This window comes from Ilyobacter polytropus DSM 2926 (genome assembly GCF_000165505.1).
GTDB lineage: Bacteria > Fusobacteriota > Fusobacteriia > Fusobacteriales > Fusobacteriaceae > Ilyobacter > Ilyobacter polytropus.
Genome location: NC_014633.1, coordinates 566991 through 582192 on the forward strand (window position 1 = coordinate 566991; position 15202 = coordinate 582192).

The 15202-nt window shown below is 32.7% G+C and carries 17 protein-coding genes; 11 read left to right on the plus strand and 6 right to left on the minus strand.

Annotated elements, in window-relative coordinates; genetic code table 11:
- Window positions 1-138: 138 nt before the first annotated feature.
- Entirely contained in the window at window positions 139-642 is a 504-nt protein-coding gene (locus tag ILYOP_RS12565) for a ferritin-like domain-containing protein (protein ID WP_013388874.1), read from the minus strand.
- A 577-nt stretch (window positions 643-1219) separates the two neighbouring features.
- Here ILYOP_RS12565 and ILYOP_RS12570 point away from each other — a divergent pair.
- Entirely contained in the window at window positions 1220-1954 is a 735-nt protein-coding gene (locus tag ILYOP_RS12570; protein ID WP_013388875.1) for a ZIP family metal transporter, read from the plus strand.
- A gap of 383 nt (window positions 1955-2337) precedes the next feature.
- On the opposite strand, the gene ILYOP_RS12575 is transcribed toward ILYOP_RS12570, so the two are convergent.
- The 4 genes from ILYOP_RS12575 to ILYOP_RS12590 form a co-directional block, all read right to left on the minus strand.
- Window positions 2338-2655, minus strand: coding sequence for a cupin domain-containing protein (locus ILYOP_RS12575; RefSeq protein WP_013388876.1), 318 nt, complete (start codon window positions 2653-2655; stop codon window positions 2338-2340).
- Between the two features lie 172 nt (window positions 2656-2827).
- Window positions 2828-3205, minus strand: coding sequence for a desulfoferrodoxin (locus ILYOP_RS12580; RefSeq protein WP_013388877.1), 378 nt, complete (start codon window positions 3203-3205; stop codon window positions 2828-2830).
- A 38-nt stretch (window positions 3206-3243) separates the two neighbouring features.
- On the minus strand, window positions 3244-3423 hold the full coding sequence (locus ILYOP_RS12585; protein ID WP_013388878.1) for a ferredoxin family protein: 180 nt from the start codon (window positions 3421-3423) through the stop codon (window positions 3244-3246).
- A 45-nt stretch (window positions 3424-3468) separates the two neighbouring features.
- Window positions 3469-4677, minus strand: a complete 1209-nt coding sequence (locus ILYOP_RS12590; protein ID WP_013388879.1) for an oxygen-binding di-iron domain-containing protein — start codon at window positions 4675-4677, stop codon at window positions 3469-3471.
- A gap of 347 nt (window positions 4678-5024) precedes the next feature.
- On the opposite strand from ILYOP_RS12590, the gene ILYOP_RS12595 reads away from it, so the two are divergent.
- The gene (locus ILYOP_RS12595; RefSeq protein ID WP_013388880.1) at window positions 5025-6293 is read left to right on the plus strand and encodes an NRAMP family divalent metal transporter; all 1269 of its coding nucleotides are present in this window, start codon (window positions 5025-5027) and stop codon (window positions 6291-6293) included.
- A gap of 521 nt (window positions 6294-6814) precedes the next feature.
- On the opposite strand, the gene ILYOP_RS12600 is transcribed toward ILYOP_RS12595, so the two are convergent.
- Window positions 6815-7315 (minus strand): hypothetical protein, encoded by a 501-nt coding sequence (locus tag ILYOP_RS12600; RefSeq protein WP_013388881.1) that lies wholly within the window; start codon window positions 7313-7315, stop codon window positions 6815-6817.
- 208 nt (window positions 7316-7523) lie between these two features.
- Between ILYOP_RS12600 and ILYOP_RS12605 the strand changes: the two genes are divergently transcribed.
- The 9 genes from ILYOP_RS12605 (at window position 7524) to ILYOP_RS12645 (ending at window position 15146) form a co-directional block, all read left to right on the plus strand.
- Window positions 7524-8108 carry a TetR/AcrR family transcriptional regulator gene (locus ILYOP_RS12605; RefSeq protein ID WP_013388882.1) on the plus strand — a complete coding sequence of 195 codons (585 nt, stop codon included), beginning with the start codon at window positions 7524-7526 and terminating at the stop codon, window positions 8106-8108.
- Between the two features lie 103 nt (window positions 8109-8211).
- Window positions 8212-9174 carry an FAD-dependent oxidoreductase gene (locus ILYOP_RS12610; protein ID WP_013388883.1) on the plus strand — a complete coding sequence of 321 codons (963 nt, stop codon included), beginning with the start codon at window positions 8212-8214 and terminating at the stop codon, window positions 9172-9174.
- Window positions 9175-9215: 41 nt separating this feature from the next.
- On the plus strand, window positions 9216-9533 hold the full coding sequence (gene trxA / locus ILYOP_RS12615) for a thioredoxin TrxA (protein ID WP_013388884.1): 318 nt from the start codon (window positions 9216-9218) through the stop codon (window positions 9531-9533).
- A gap of 73 nt (window positions 9534-9606) precedes the next feature.
- Complete coding sequence (locus ILYOP_RS12620) at window positions 9607-10257, plus strand: peroxiredoxin-like family protein (RefSeq protein ID WP_013388885.1); 651 nt, start codon at window positions 9607-9609, stop codon at window positions 10255-10257.
- Between the two features lie 237 nt (window positions 10258-10494).
- A complete protein-coding gene (locus tag ILYOP_RS12625; protein ID WP_013388886.1) occupies window positions 10495-11163 on the plus strand; it encodes a haloacid dehalogenase type II in 669 nt (222 codons plus the stop codon).
- 126 nt (window positions 11164-11289) lie between these two features.
- Window positions 11290-12465, plus strand: a complete 1176-nt coding sequence (locus ILYOP_RS12630; protein WP_013388887.1) for an MFS transporter — start codon at window positions 11290-11292, stop codon at window positions 12463-12465.
- A gap of 228 nt (window positions 12466-12693) precedes the next feature.
- Window positions 12694-13326: a DsbA family oxidoreductase gene (locus ILYOP_RS12635; RefSeq protein WP_013388888.1), complete on the plus strand. Its 633-nt coding sequence runs from the start codon at window positions 12694-12696 to the stop codon at window positions 13324-13326.
- Window positions 13327-14082: 756 nt separating this feature from the next.
- Window positions 14083-14727 (plus strand): flavodoxin family protein, encoded by a 645-nt coding sequence (locus tag ILYOP_RS12640; protein ID WP_013388890.1) that lies wholly within the window; start codon window positions 14083-14085, stop codon window positions 14725-14727.
- 77 nt (window positions 14728-14804) lie between these two features.
- Window positions 14805-15146 (plus strand): hypothetical protein, encoded by a 342-nt coding sequence (locus tag ILYOP_RS12645; protein WP_013388891.1) that lies wholly within the window; start codon window positions 14805-14807, stop codon window positions 15144-15146.
- Window positions 15147-15202: the final 56 nt, after the last annotated feature.

Genomic DNA, 15202 nt, shown 5'->3' on the forward strand with positions numbered 1-15202 from the left:
TTTAAGTTTTGAAGATTCAAATTGAAAGTTTATATTGTAATATTTCAAATGAGTGATTTATAGATATACCACTAAATTTCAAACAAAAAAGGAGCTATCAATAGCTCCTTAAAAATTTAATTTTTTCCTTCTGAAAAATTATCCTCGAAATCTTTCTCTCATAATTTCAATATCTTCAAAAATAGCCTGGAGATCTTCTTCGTGTTCTTCTTCTTGTTCAAGTATTTTAAGTGCCATGTTGTAAGTTACCATATCTTTATCCTTGGTAATGTCCATTATATTCTTATAAACACTGATGGCACACTGTTCACCTTTTATATTTTGTTTTAATATTTCTTCTACATAGGGATCAGCTGGGGCGTCATAGCCACAGTGAGTTTTTTCTAGTATTTCTTCAAATGAAATTGGTGGAGTTCCTCCCAATTGGATTATCCTGTCACTGACCCACTGTGCATGAGTAAATTCTTCAGTTGCATGCTGCAATAATTCTGCAACTGTAGCTTCTCTCATAGGTCCTTTTACAACTTGAGCTCCTATCCAATACTGATAATATGCAAGCCATTCATCTGCATAAGCGCTGTTCAATAATTTTAGAAGCTCATTTACGTCTAGATCTACAATCTCTCTTCCTCTTGTTCCCATTTAACTCCCCCTTTTATTTATGATAGTGTTTTTAGCACAAGTGAAATTAAAACTAAAATTCCATTTGTAAGTGCATATGCACATTTAAAATATACATCATTTTTTAATTGATGTCAATAAAATAGATCCATTTTCAACTAAAATGATAAATTCAGACTGTTTATTTCATAAAATTCATCTAAACCAATGTCTGAGACAACAGTTTAATACAAATCAAAACTCAATATTAAAAATTTAAAAGGATAATAAAGATATTCTTCCAATTAAAAATTAAAATCCTTTGAGGATTATTAGATTTAATATATTGCTGTCATGGTTATAACTTGATTTTTAACACTTTAGTTGCTAAAAAAGCTAATTTTCATCTTAGAATCTCAAGATTATATGTCATATTTATGTCAACTTAAAATTTAAAACTGAGTAATTTACAATAAGTTTTTAATAAGTCCAGTAAAACAATTGAAAAACCATATAAAATAACGGCTCTATGGTAACCCTATGCCAAAGGATAAATTACTCAACAAAATAATCAAGTTATAAAAATATAAACAACAAATATAAAAAAAGGAGAATAATAATGGAACATACTTTTTGGATAGCATTTTTTTGGAGTTCTATTGCTGCTGCCGTCACATCTACAGGTATTTATTCTATACGTCATTTTGCAGAATGGGGAAAAAAGAATACCACATATTTCATATGTTTTGCAGTCGGAGTACTTATTTCTGCCACATTCCTTCACATTATTCCAAAATCTTTTTCTATGAATATCCAAGCTCCTAGATATCTTCTGGGAGGTTTTTTTGGACTGCATATTTTCAATCGTTTCTTAACTGCCTTTGTTTGTGAAAAAGACCCAGAAAAAACAGGATATAACTTGGGTCTTATAACTATGCTAGGCATTGGTTTACACTCTTTTATCGATGGTTTTATTTATTCAATCTCTTTTAGAGTAGGTATTTTTACTGGATTTTTAGCCACTACAGGTATGGTTTTGCACGAGTTTCCTGAAGGTATAATTACTTATCTGATATTAATTCGAAGTGGATTTAGTGAACGTGCTTCTTTGTCTATGTCATTTTTATCAGCCGCTTTGACTACTCCCCTAGGAATGCTTTTTTCCTATCCCCTCATCTCCAGAATAGATGATTCAAAACTTGGAGCTCTACTGGCACTTTCAGGAGGTGCCTTGATCTATGTGGGAGCAACTCACCTTTTACCCAAAGCAGAAGAAGAAAATAAAAAATTCAGTATAATCGTATTAGGCACAGGTATTTTGGTTGCTATAATTATTATTTTATCAAAAGCTTGATCTTCTTTTATGAACCTACTGCATTATAGATTCAGTAAATTCAAATATTTTATTTTATAAATCTGATATTAAACTTAGTATATTTAAGATAGTCAGGTTGTATTTGAAAGCCATATTTATATCATCTATATTTGGGTCAATCTGCCTTCTTGAGGTGTGTATACAAATAGAATCAATTATAAAACATATTCACTGGGATTAAGAAGAAAAAAGGATTTTTTATTCATTTAATGGTTTCAATCTATCTGTTAGGATCCTTTTTAATAGAAAAAATTCTTACAAGTTAAGACAAGGGGGTTATACTTGAAAATATTGGCTTAATAAAGAATTAATTTTATAGATCACTATTAAAAAAAGACAGCCCTTAGAACTGTCTCCTAAAATTATGACTTGATCATTGTAAGAAGCATCTTAAATCTTTCCTCTGCTCTTAGAGCGTGTGGCTCATCTGCAGGCATTATAAGCATATCGCCTTTCTCTAGTATGTACTCTATCCCTGAAACTGTTATAAGAGCCTTACCGTCTAATATCTCCACCATTGCATCAAAGGGTGCTGTATGCTCACTGAGAACCTGTCCTTCATCGAATGAAAAAAGTGTTACCGTTCCATTTTTTTTACCTATGAGAATTTTACTTACAACTGAACCATCTTGATAATTTATCATTTGACCTAGATTTTCTACTTTTAAATTTTTATTCATAATATCCTCCCTTTAAAGTGAAAATAACCTGACAAATTATTCTCTGTTACTTCACTGCATTTAATAAAAATATAATAACATCTTTATCACAGACTTTCGGTAACATCTGTTACTGATTTTTTTCATAGAAAAAAGCTCCCTAAATTTGGGAGCTTTTTAAATTATTTTGATATTAGTTTTTCCAGTGACCGTGAATATTGCAGTACTCTCTTGCAACAACTTTCTCTGCATCTATCATAAATACAGCTTCTGGTTTTTCTCCAGGTTTTAAATTTTGTCTGTAAACTTTATTGTCAGCAATAATCTCTATCCATTCAATATAGTGTTCTGCAGTCATCGGATGCTCTGCTCCTTCCCCTATACGAACTTTAAATCCGCCGTCAATTTTTTCAACAAAAGGAACGTGCTTTTCCTGACTTCCGTCTGCAGTTTTTTCCTCCTGATATTTCATCGCCTCACCACAGCAAACTAATTCTCCGGCTCCCCCGTGAAAAACCTCTACAATATTTCCACACAGATCACATTTGTAAACTTCCAATAATTTTGCCATTACTTTATGCCTCCTTTTTATGTTTAATAAAATTTTTCTTATTCTGCTGGTGCAATACACTCTACCGGACAAACTCCTGCACACGCTCCACAATCAATGCACGCCGATTCGTCTATCTCTCTCTTACCGTCTACCACTTCTGAGATGCAGCTAACTGGACAAACCGGTTCACATGCACCACAGGCTATACATTCACTCTGATTGATTCTATAAGCCATTGTTATACCTCCTAGTTTATAGGATAAAATTTATTTTAAAAATTTTTAAAGCAATTCCACAAAGAGATTTTTTGCAAACTCTCTACCAAATTCTACACATTTCTCACGATCTTCATCATCTAAATTCCACATGGTTTTTACACCATCTGACACCCTCTCGAGTCCCATTTCGTCTAATCCCTCATTTAAAATATCAAGTGACTTACCATTCCAGCCATAACTTCCGAATGCGCCTACTTTTTTATCTCTAAATTTCAGACCTTTGACAGATTCCATCAGTGAAGCCATAGAAGGAAGAATTCCGTTATTTATAGTAGAAGATCCCAAAAGAAAACCTTCTGATCTAAACATTTCAGTGGCTATATCATTTTCTGAATTTTTACCTGAATTATATAGTTTAACCCTTATATCTTGTCTCACATCACTGATTCCCTCAGCAATAGATTCAGCCATTTTTCTGGTACTTTCCCACATAGTATCATATACAATCGTAATTTGGGATTCACTATAGTTGTTACACCATTTTAAGTATTTCTGAACTATTTGTAAGGGATTATCTCTCCAGATAACTCCGTGCGAAGGACAGATCATGTCAATCTTCAGGTCCAGTGCCAACACTTCTTCAAGCTTATTCTTTAGTATACCACTAAAAGGAGTGAGAATACAGGCATAATACTTCATACATTCGTAATTTAGCTGGTCCTGGTCTGACATATCATTGAAAAGACCGTAATTTGCATAGTGTTGACCAAAAGCATCATTACTAAAAAGTATATTTTCCTCTGTAAGATAAGTTAGCATACTATCAGGCCAGTGCAGCATTTTCATCTCCACAAAAATAAGTTCCTTAGAGCCTATATTAAGCCTGTCTCCGGTTTTTACAGTCTGGAAATTCCAATTTTTACCATAATATTTTTTTAGAATTTCCATACCTTTTTCTGTACAGACTATGGGAGTTTCAGGAATCTCCCTCATGAGTTCTAAAAGACCTCCGCTGTGATCAGGTTCACTGTGATTCATAATTATATAGTCGATCTCATTAAGATTTATCTCTTTTTTTAATTGAGAAACCCACTCATACCCCTCTTTATAAATAACGGTGTCTATTAGTACTGTTTTTTCATCTCTTACAAGATAAGAGTTATAACTCGTTCCATTAGGAATAGACAGCTCTTCTCCATGAAACTTCTTCATATCTTGATCTATTACCCCAGTCCAAGTCACGCTGTTACTTACCTGAACAAAATCCTTCATAATCAGTTCCCCCTAATTACTGTACTATATCTAATGATTTTTTACTTATAAAAAAATCACTTAATTAATATATTACTGCAATAATGCTAAAAACCTTTTACTTTATATAATTTTTTTCAATTAAATTTTCAATCCATTTTAAGAACGGTATGTTCTATTTTTTTCTTGACATATATTTCTTTTTAGGGTTTAATATAGAAAAGATATAATGTTCGGTAAATGATGAATTCATTGTCAGAAACAGATTAAACCCCTGTTTCTTTATCAGTTAATTTTAGTCGTTTTACTTTCTCAGTCTCTGGGAGTAAAACGACTTTTTTTGTTTTCCAATTTTGGAGGTTATTTTTATGATAAGCACAGTCAGGAAAAAAATATCCCTTGCGACACAGGGAAAAATACAAAATTCAATTTCAGAGCTAAAAAAATTAAAAAAAAGCCAGGGAACTCCAGTAGGAGCAGCATTTCTAATGGCAGCATCTGCAGTTGGACCTGGATTTCTAATACAGACATCTTTTTTTACCAGCCGGTATAAAGCTGATTTTATCTTTGCAATAATTCTGTCAACAGTTGTAGCACTTATTGTCCAGATGAATTTATGGAGAATTATCGGTGTTTCAGGAATGAGAGGACAGGATATAGCCAACCGAGTGGCACCGGGACTGGGTTATCTGGTGGCTCTTCTGATATCTCTAGGAGGACTTGCTTTTAACATCGGTAATATTGCGGGAGCAGCTCTTGGATTCAACATTCTTACTGGAATAGATCCATCTATCGGAGCAGTTATATCCGGTGGAATGTGCAGTATCATTTTCATTTCAAAGGATGCTGGAGCAGCTATGGAAAAGTTTACAAAAATTTTGGCAATAATACTGGTAACTCTTGTAGGATACGTACTCTTTACTGTTAATCCCCCTGCTAGCGTTATTTTACACAAAAATTTAAATCCTGAAAATTTCAGAAATCTTATATTTCCAATGATGACTATAATCGGAGGTACCATAGGCGGATATATCTCATTTTCTGGTGGACATCGTTTAATAGAAACAGGCTTAAGTGGAGAAAATAATCTGAAAAAAATAGATGGCAGTGCTTGTATAGGGGTTCTACTTTCAACTTTTATAAAACTTATGCTCTTCTTTGCCGTTTTAGGACTTATAACTAAAGGTGTAAATTTTCACAGTATCAACCCCGAAGCTTCATCTTTAAGACATGCATCAGGAATTTTTGGTTATAAAATTTTTGGGATAATAATCCTTTTGGCGTCAATCACATCAATAGTTGGTTCTGCTTATACATCTGTTTCATTTATAAAAACACTTTTTCCAGTGGTTGAAAAAAATGAAAAATTCTCCATGATATTTTTTACTGCTTTTTCAGCTCTTGTGATGGCTCTTATGGGAAACCCGGTAGTACTTTTATTGATAGCAGGAACATTTAATGGAATAATTCTTCCGGTGGTATTGGCAATAATTCTATTGGCTTCTAAAAATAAAACTGTGATAGGTAAAAATTATAAACATTCTGAGATACTTACCTTACTTGGATTTATAGTCGTTATGATTCTTTGGTTAGGTGGCATGGAATCACTAGATAAAATTATAGCCTATCTTTTATAAATAATTTACGTAACTATTTGAAAGAAATTCTGATAAATTACTGAATTTATCTGAAAACCTGTGTTACTTTCTTTTCTTGATAAAAGAAAGTAACCAAAGAAAATCAAGAATTTTCAAATGTCTAGGAAGTATATATTTCTTTTATCGCCTTTGTAAGCTACAGTCCTCGGTTCCCTGCGGAACTTATTCTGTAGGACGGCTGAGTGCAGGTTCTTTCCTGTATAAGCCCTGCGACTTGAAATTCAAAAAAATATAAAACCATATGGTCTTACTTAAGAAACAAGCGCAAAGGTACACCAAAGTTTACGCACTAAAAAGATTTTTTTTAGTTTTTGGCCATTGATAAAATAAGCGTTAAGAATGACTGAGAGAAATCTTTAGAAAAAATCAACTGTCTGAGCGAAGCGAGTTTTGATTTTTACTTAGATTTCCGAAGGCATTTAGCTTATTTTTCACAGGCCTTGATTTTTGGTTACTTTTCATCAAGGAAAAGTAACGGAACTTTGGATAAATTCAATAATTTACTCTACCACTTCTTCTGTAATTATACCCTTTTTTGAAAACAGTTTCTTTTCTGAGTTCTCATATTTTTCAACTGCTCTTTCCATTTTATCTAAGGATCTTTCAGAAAAAGAATCTAATAAATTTGGATCAATGGTATGCTCATAAAAATATTCTTTAACTGCATTTTCTATTTCCTCATCGGAAATCCCAGATATCCTCACTTCTCTTCTTATTCTCTTCTCTGCTTTTATTTGTTCCTTATAAAGTTTCTCATCAAATTTATCAAAATCTCCGTCACTATCAAGGTCTGTCTGAGATTCCTTGAAATCATTCTTAAGCTGGCCCCAATTTTTCTTTGCATCGCTAGATTTCACACTAGAATTGATACTTCCCTTTGATTCTCTAGAGGCTCTGAATTTGCTGCTTTTATCTTTATTCGCCTTATCGTTTTTTGCATATAAATCTTGTGTCGATATGAGTGTTAATATTGTTAAGAAAAAAATACATTTACTTTTCATGAAAACCACCCCTTGATATTTTAAAAGTACTGCTCTTATACAATTATAATTACATATATAGACCGATTTATAATATTATACAAAACTTAACATAAGTTACTCTTTTTAAGACTATATATTTTAGTATTTTGAATATCAGCCAGCATTATGCTTGAAATATTTTTAAAAAAATATTGACTTTTAAGACGACTGGTCATATACTAATGATATGAAGAATAAAAAAACGAGAAAAGACGAAATTATAAAGGATTCAATAGATTTAATGTATCTAAAAGGTTACAACGGTACAAGTGTAAAAGATATTACAGATGCTGCCGGTATTCCGAAGGGATCTTTTTATAACTATTTTGAAGATAAAGAACAGTATGCAATAGATGCCCTGAACTATTATTATGACAATAATCCTGTTCATAAAATTCTTTTATCAACAAATAAAGAGCTTGAACCTCTAGAAAGAATAATAAAATTCTTTGAAAAGGGAATACAAAATGCAGTGAAAAAAGAATTAAAATACGGTTGTTTCATAGGAAATCTAAGCCAGGAAATGGGTGATGTCACTGAAACAATATCAAAGACTGCTGCTGACATAACCAAAGAAATCGTATTGCAAGTTTATAAAAACTTGGTGGAAGCACATGAGAAAGGAGATCTAAAAAGTAATGTTGATCTAAAAATCTTGGCCAGTTTTATAATCAGCAGTTGGCAGGGATCACTAGTAAGAATGAAAATGGCAGCCAATAAAACTGCCTTAGATGACTTTTACACTATTTTAACCGAGGTCTTACTGAAGTAAGAATTAAAACATTGCTATATTTAAGTTTTTGACTTAAAAGTAGTCTTGTTCTAAACCATCTAAGACGACCGGTCATATAAAGAGTGCGAATTAGGAGGAAGTTATGGATAAAATTTACGATGTTATTATAATCGGTGGTGGCCCGGCGGGCCTTTCAGCCGCCTTATATACTTCGAGGTCAAAGCTTTCCACACTGATCCTTGAAAAAGATAAAATGGGTGGTCAGATAGTAACTACAGAAGAGGTAGCAAACTATCCAGGATCACTATTTAAAACAGATGAGATGGAGACTTCAGGACCCAAATTAGTGGCTAGAATGGTAAAACAGGCAGAGCATTTTGGTGCTGAAAAAATTATGAAGGGAGTAGAGAGCCTGGATTTTTCCGGACAGATAAAAAAAGTTATAACAGAAGATAATACTGAGTTTCTGGGTAAAACAGTAATCATAGCCACAGGAGCATACTCAAGAAAACTTGGTGCTCCAGGGGAAAAAGCCCTTACTGGTAAGGGCGTATCTTACTGTGCTACCTGTGACGCTGATTTCTTTGAAGACCTGGAAGTATTTTGTATCGGAGCCGGATATGCTGCTGCCGAAGAAGCAATATACCTCACAAAATTTGCAAAAAAGGTAACTATTATCGCCAGAGAACCTGAGTTTACCTGCGCTAAATCAATCGCTGATCAGGTCATGGCAAACCCAAAGATAGAGGTTAAATTTAGCAGTGAAGTATTGGAGATGAGAGGTGACGGGATCTTAGAAGAGGTGACTTTCCGAGACAATCTAACTGGTGAAACTTGGGATTATGTTGCCGAAGAAGATATAGGGACATTTGGAATATTTGTATTCATAGGTTACAAGCCTGCCACAGATTTGTTTAAAGGGCATATTAACATGGACCAGTGGGGCTATATTCCTACAGACGAATTTATGGCTACGAATATACCTGGTGTATATGCCGCAGGAGACTTGAGACCCAAAGAACTGAGACAGGTAATAACTGCCGCTTCAGATGGTGCAATAGCCGCTACTGCCATAGAAAAATACCTGACAAATTTTGAGATATAAGACCGATAAAAATTTTATAATTAAAAATAGGAGGAGTTGTCATGATTCAATTGGAAAAGGACACATTTGAAGAAAAAGTTCTTGAAAACAAAGGACTTGTATTAGTTGACTTCTGGAGTGACAAGTGTGAAGATTGTAAGGCTCTCTTGCCCCATGTAGAAGAATTATCTGAGGAATTTGGAGATAAGATAAAATTTACAAAGTTTAACACCATTGGAGCCATGAAAGTTGCTATAAAACAAAAGGTATTGGGGCTTCCTACAGTGGCAATTTATAAAGACGGAGAAAAAATATATGAACTCGTTAAAGAAAATGCCACTAAAGAAAATATCAAAAAAATGATCAATGAAGTTTTGTAAAAATAGAAAATAAATCTATTTAATTTTTAAGTTTAAATATTTATAAAAATATGATTTAAAAGGAGAATATACTATGAAAACACTAAAAGAAGCTTTAGAAAAAAGGAATAGCGACAAGAAAAAAGCACTTCCAAGTGAAACATTAGAGTACATGGATAAAGTAACTAATGATCTAAAAGAAGCTGGCTATGAAAATAATCCTCTTAATGTTGGTGATAAGATACCAGACGGACAACTTTTAAATCACCGTGGTGAGACTGTTTCCATATCAGAACTGTTAGGCAACAAACCTGCTATAATAAGTTTCTACCGTGGAACATGGTGTCCTTACTGCAATATGGAGCTTGCTTTCTATGACGAACTTCTAGGAGAAATTAGTGAAGAAAAAATAGCAATGTTTGCTGTATCTCCAGAGAAGCCAGATGTTACAATGGAATCTATAGAAATTGAAAAACTTAATTTTAAGGTTTTAAGTGATATTGATAATAAATTTGCCAGAAAATTAAACTTACTTTTCAAAGTTCCTGAAAAGCTCCAGACTATATATGATGGTTTTGGTATAGATCTCAAGAGATCACAGGGAAATGAAGAAGCTGAGTTACCTATAGCTGCTACTTATATCATCGATAAAAACGGAGTTATTACCAATGCCTGGGTAGACGCTGACTATACAAAACGTGCTGAACCAAGTGAGGTTATCGAAGCTTATAAAAAAATGCTATAACTTCTAAGCATATTAATTATCTATGATATATTTTAAACTTTAACAGACAAAGAAGTTTCACACACAAATCACCCATGCCATTCTGTTTTAATATCTATTTAAATTCAGTTGGCATGGGTAATAATTTAAACCTCTAAAAATTGGGATGTTACATAAAAAACAGATTACGTTTTAATCAGGATTCGGAGTGAGAATCGGACTATATAAAAGCTCGATTAAAAAGCATAGGGGGAGAAAATGATAAAAACTGTATTATTTGATATGAATGAGACAATGTTAGATTTAAGTTTACTCAAAGAAAATTTTGATAAATATTTTGATGATAGTTATGTGCTGAAATATTGGTTTACTAAATTATTACATACATCTACTGTAATAGGTGCCATGGATGAATACAAAAACTTCGGAGAATTAGCAGAAGTTGTTTTAGAAAGTTTGTTTTACGAAAATAATAAAATATTTACAAATGAAATTAAGGTCGAGATATTAGGCAGCTTCAGAAATTTGCCTGCATATGATGACGTTCCTAAAGCACTTAAGCTTCTCAAAGAAAATAAAATCAGAGTAGTGGCTGTATCTAATTCATCATTGGAAATGATTAAAGAACAACTTACAAATGCAGGAATAATAAATTTGTTTGACACTTATTACTCTGTGGATTCTGTAAAAAAATACAAGCCCTTTAAAGATATATACCAGTACGCAGCCCTTAAGGAAGAAACCTCTGTTAAAAATATCGTCATGGTTGCATCTCATGACTGGGATCTATTCGGAGCAAAAAAAGCAGGATTTACAACAGCTTATATAAAACGTAAGGAAGAAATATTTAACCCCTACTATCTTGAGGCAAATATAAAAGAAAAAAACCTAGTTGATTTGGCTAAGAAAATTATCGATATCAAATAACCTAAATAGATATTTTAAATAAAATTTTTTAAGTAACAGTAATTCCAAGAATATTAGAATCAAAAGATTTAGTTACAAATAAAAATCAATAAAAGAGAAAAAAATCAGAGAGGGGAGTTTTTTAAAATGAAAGATAAAAATAAAATGCTTTTAATCTTAGGATCAATGGCTTTTTTGGCCAACGGAGACAATTATGCTGCCGCTCCTCTGCTCATTAATATATCAAAAGATTTAAACCTTACTTTGAGCACAGCTGCCATGTCAGTTACTGCATATATGCTAGCATTTGGTATTTTTACATTATTATTTGGGCCTTTATCTGACAGATTTGGTAAAGTAAGGGTCATAAATACAGCAGCAATAGGGACAGCTATATTTAGTATTTTAGGAGCTACAACATTCAATTTATCCTCACTAATATTTTTCAGGGCAATGAATGGTGCTTTTGGAGCAGGTATCTTTCCTGTCACAATAGCCCTGATCGGAGAAAGTTTTGATCCTGAAGACAGACAAAAAGCTCTGGGAAAACTAATGGGATTTATGTTCCTCGGAGCAGCCACTGCAAGTGCCATAGGAGGAGCAATAGCCTATTTCGGATCTTGGAGAATAGTTTATCTCATATACGGTGTAGGTGAGCTAATACTGGCTATAATGATGCTTAAAGTATTAGAAAGAGATAAGCCGGTGGTAGACAGGCTTAACTTTTTCTCAGCATACAAAAATGCACTTACCAACTATAGATTTATGAGAACAGTTATTATGGTATTCTTAGTTGGATTCAGTGTATTCGGAAGTTTTACATACTCGGGAAAATTAATCCAGGAGCTAACTGGTTATAATATTCTAAGTGTCGGGCTAATTCTCTCTGTATTTGGCATAGGAACTGTTATAGGAGGGAGAATTGCACCTGAAATGAGAAAAATGCTTAGGAATGGTTTTCTAGTTATTAGCGGACTGATAGGTGGTCTGTCAATGTTTGTATTATCTGTATTTAAAAATATATGGATATTATCACTTGGTCTTTTTGGCTTCGGTCTTGCATTTGTCTGCATACAATCGACTTTAATTTTGATGGCACAGGAAAAACTTCCGAAAATGAAAGGAACAGCAATGTCAGTAGTGTCATTCAACCTTTTTGTGGGAGGAGCAATCGGAACATCGGCCAATGGAGTCATTATGGAATCACATGGAATCACAAAAATATTCAACAATAATTCCTACATAATTTTAACAGTTGGAATATTGACATTTATATTTGTAGCACGTTTCGAAATGAGAAAAAATAATTCTACTGTTACATAGTCATGTGTATTAAATAACTCATCCTATATTGTACCTGAGCTAAAATTCTTTTAGAATCAAAAGAATTAGTCAAAAATGAAAATCAACAATAAAGAGAAAAATAAACACTAATAATAAGAAGAACTTTCATTCACTAAGAAAACTGAGAAAAGTAACAAAACTTTTAAATTCAATGAAATAAAAGATCAATTTAGATTATATAATATTCGTATAAAAGGAGTGATAATTGTGAAAATAGAAATCTGGTCTGATTTTGTATGCCCATACTGTTATTTGGGTGAAAAAAAACTGGAAAAGGCTCTTGAAACCTTTGAAGACAAAGAAAATATCGAAATAACCTTTAAAAGTTTTCAGTTAAATCAAAATGAAGTGAAACATAAACAGGGAAACTATTATAATTTCATATCCAATAAATACGGGATACCATATGAACTTGCAAAAGAACGTATGGATGCAATTAAAAATGAGGCTTCTAAAGTGGGGTTGAATTATCGATATGATATCATGATAAGGAATAATACCTCACTAGCTCATCAAGCTGCAAAATTTGCCAAGGATGAAGGAAAAGAAAAGATTTTTGTTGACCGTATATTTAAAGGATACTTCGAAGAGGGAGCAGACTTAGGTGATTTAAAAAATATATTATTTCTAGCTGGAGAAGTTGGTCTAAATATTAATAAGTTAGAAAATGTTCTAAAAGAGAAATCCTTTTTATCGGAGGTTACCGAGGACCAAGAGGATGCGTCAAAATTGGGAATTAACGGTGTCCCATTTTTTATAATTAATGACAAGATAGCTGTTTCAGGTGCACAGAGTATAGAACATTTCAAAGGAGCTTTAAAGAAAGCCGCTGAAATGTAGCTGTTGGTGGGTCTATATCAAAATACCTGTAAACCATATAGTTAATAACTTATAGGGGGCTTCCAGTCAGAGCCCCTATTAAATTAAAGTAAATTCAAAATATATCCTAAGATAGCATTAATTTTTTTAATTAGTATTTATGTTGTAGAAAGACAAACTGAAGGAGAATTATTTGATGCTGTATCGGCTGAGCTGAAAAAGATTGGTATGGCTATGACAGGACTATGGATATTTAAACCAACAGCTATATTTGATCAAAGTGCTGGACCAAATGCAGGAACTCAGATTCTATAATTAAAGATAGATATCTACAAAAGAAAAAGTAACATCTATAAGATATACTTTGAAATAACCAAAATTTCAAAATAAAATATATCAAATTTAAAAAAAAATTTTTTAAGGTGACTGATCATATAATACGTTTATTGGTTTAATAAAATTTGTAACTACATAAGATAATATATTAGAAACATTTATAAGGGAGGATTTTATATGGAAAAAAAATTAAATGAGAGATGTACTTGCACTGCCGACTGTCCGTTACACGGTAAATGTATGGAATGTATCACAAAGCACATGGACAAAGATATCGCCGTTCATTGCATGAGAAACAAATAGTTTTTTCGAGTTTTTATGGCTAAAAATATTTACGAGGCCTCCTTAGAGAGGCTTTTTTAATAATTTTTTGCTTTGAACAGCAAATGATGATATAACGAGTTATTGGATATAAAAGATTCTATTGAAAGGAGATCAAATATGATTTTAGGAATATCTGGAAGTCCCAGACAAAACAGAATAACAGATCATGCAGTAAAAGAAGTACTCGCAAACTATCATGGAGAAACAAAATTTATATCTCTTTCTGGAAAACAGATATCAGGGTGTATTAGCTGTCTTGGATGTATCGAAGATAACAAGTGTGTAGTTAAAGATGATTTCCCAGAAATAGCAGAAGCTATGGTCAAGGCTGAGGCTATTGTTCTGGGAGTCCCAAATTACTATGACCTTCCTAATGCTCTTTCACACAGTTTATTAGAAAGATGTTTTTGTTTCCGTCATAAAAGTGCGTTTTTATTGAAGAATAAACCCCTTGTAATTATTTCCACTGGTTATTCTAAGGATGAAGAAAATAGTCAGGTACTTAAAATTGTTGAATACTTTGGAAAAAGCAATAAAATGAATGTGATTTCAAAGTTTTTAGTAGGGGCATATTCTCAATGTTATACTTGTGGAGCCGGAATGACCTGTGTTGATGGTAATGTGGTAAAAAATCATGGATTTGTGGACAAAATAACCTGTGAAATGCTGCCCCATGAATTTGATAAACAACCGGAATCAATAAAAAAATGTAAAAATGCAGGAAAAATCCTACAAGACTGCTTAGATAAAAAACAGTTTTAGTTGAAAATACTTTTTGATAGGTGGGAAAGTTTATCTGATATCTAAGAGATAATTTATGTATAGAGGAGATGAAAAAAATGAAAAAAAATCATTTATATATTCTATGGACAAATGACAACCCTTTAACGGCAGAGCATATGGTTATGATGTACTCTAAAAATGCGTTACTTAGAAATTGGTGGGATGAGGTTACAGTTATTATTTGGGGAGCGACCTCTAAACTCGTTGCTGAGAATGATAATATTCAGCAGCTTATAAAAGAGGGGGAAGAGTCAGGAGTAAAGTTTAGCGGATGTCTTGCTTGTGCCAATAATCTTGGAACAACAGAAAAACTTATGGAATTGGGAATTGAACTGAAACTCTGGGGCGAGCCTTTAACTGAACTCATAAAAAATAAAGAAAATATTTTAACAGTATAAAAACATTTCTAAAAACATTTAATTTTTGGTAGAATAAAGAAAATTAAATCAATCGA

Excerpts from the sequence above, each read along its gene's own strand:
- ILYOP_RS12595 (WP_013388880.1), top strand. The coding sequence starts at position 5,025 with ATGATAAGCACAGTCAGGAAAAAAATATCCCTTGCGACACAGGGAAAA.
- ILYOP_RS12625 (WP_013388886.1), top strand. The coding sequence starts at position 10,495 with ATGATAAAAACTGTATTATTTGATATGAATGAGACAATGTTAGATTTA.
- ILYOP_RS12580 (WP_013388877.1), bottom strand. The coding sequence starts at position 3,205 with ATGGCAAAATTATTGGAAGTTTACAAATGTGATCTGTGTGGAAATATT.
- ILYOP_RS12590 (WP_013388879.1), bottom strand. The coding sequence starts at position 4,677 with ATGAAGGATTTTGTTCAGGTAAGTAACAGCGTGACTTGGACTGGGGTA.
- ILYOP_RS12600 (WP_013388881.1), bottom strand. The coding sequence starts at position 7,315 with ATGAAAAGTAAATGTATTTTTTTCTTAACAATATTAACACTCATATCG.
- ILYOP_RS12565 (WP_013388874.1), bottom strand. The coding sequence starts at position 642 with ATGGGAACAAGAGGAAGAGAGATTGTAGATCTAGACGTAAATGAGCTT.
- ILYOP_RS12610 (WP_013388883.1), top strand. The coding sequence starts at position 8,212 with ATGGATAAAATTTACGATGTTATTATAATCGGTGGTGGCCCGGCGGGC.
- ILYOP_RS12575 (WP_013388876.1), bottom strand. The coding sequence starts at position 2,655 with ATGAATAAAAATTTAAAAGTAGAAAATCTAGGTCAAATGATAAATTAT.
- ILYOP_RS12645 (WP_013388891.1), top strand. The coding sequence starts at position 14,805 with ATGAAAAAAAATCATTTATATATTCTATGGACAAATGACAACCCTTTA.
- ILYOP_RS12605 (WP_013388882.1), top strand. The coding sequence starts at position 7,524 with ATGAAGAATAAAAAAACGAGAAAAGACGAAATTATAAAGGATTCAATA.
- ILYOP_RS12630 (WP_013388887.1), top strand. The coding sequence starts at position 11,290 with ATGAAAGATAAAAATAAAATGCTTTTAATCTTAGGATCAATGGCTTTT.
- ILYOP_RS12570 (WP_013388875.1), top strand. The coding sequence starts at position 1,220 with ATGGAACATACTTTTTGGATAGCATTTTTTTGGAGTTCTATTGCTGCT.
- ILYOP_RS12620 (WP_013388885.1), top strand. The coding sequence starts at position 9,607 with ATGAAAACACTAAAAGAAGCTTTAGAAAAAAGGAATAGCGACAAGAAA.
- ILYOP_RS12585 (WP_013388878.1), bottom strand. The coding sequence starts at position 3,423 with ATGGCTTATAGAATCAATCAGAGTGAATGTATAGCCTGTGGTGCATGT.
- ILYOP_RS12640 (WP_013388890.1), top strand. The coding sequence starts at position 14,083 with ATGATTTTAGGAATATCTGGAAGTCCCAGACAAAACAGAATAACAGAT.
- trxA (WP_013388884.1), top strand. The coding sequence starts at position 9,216 with ATGATTCAATTGGAAAAGGACACATTTGAAGAAAAAGTTCTTGAAAAC.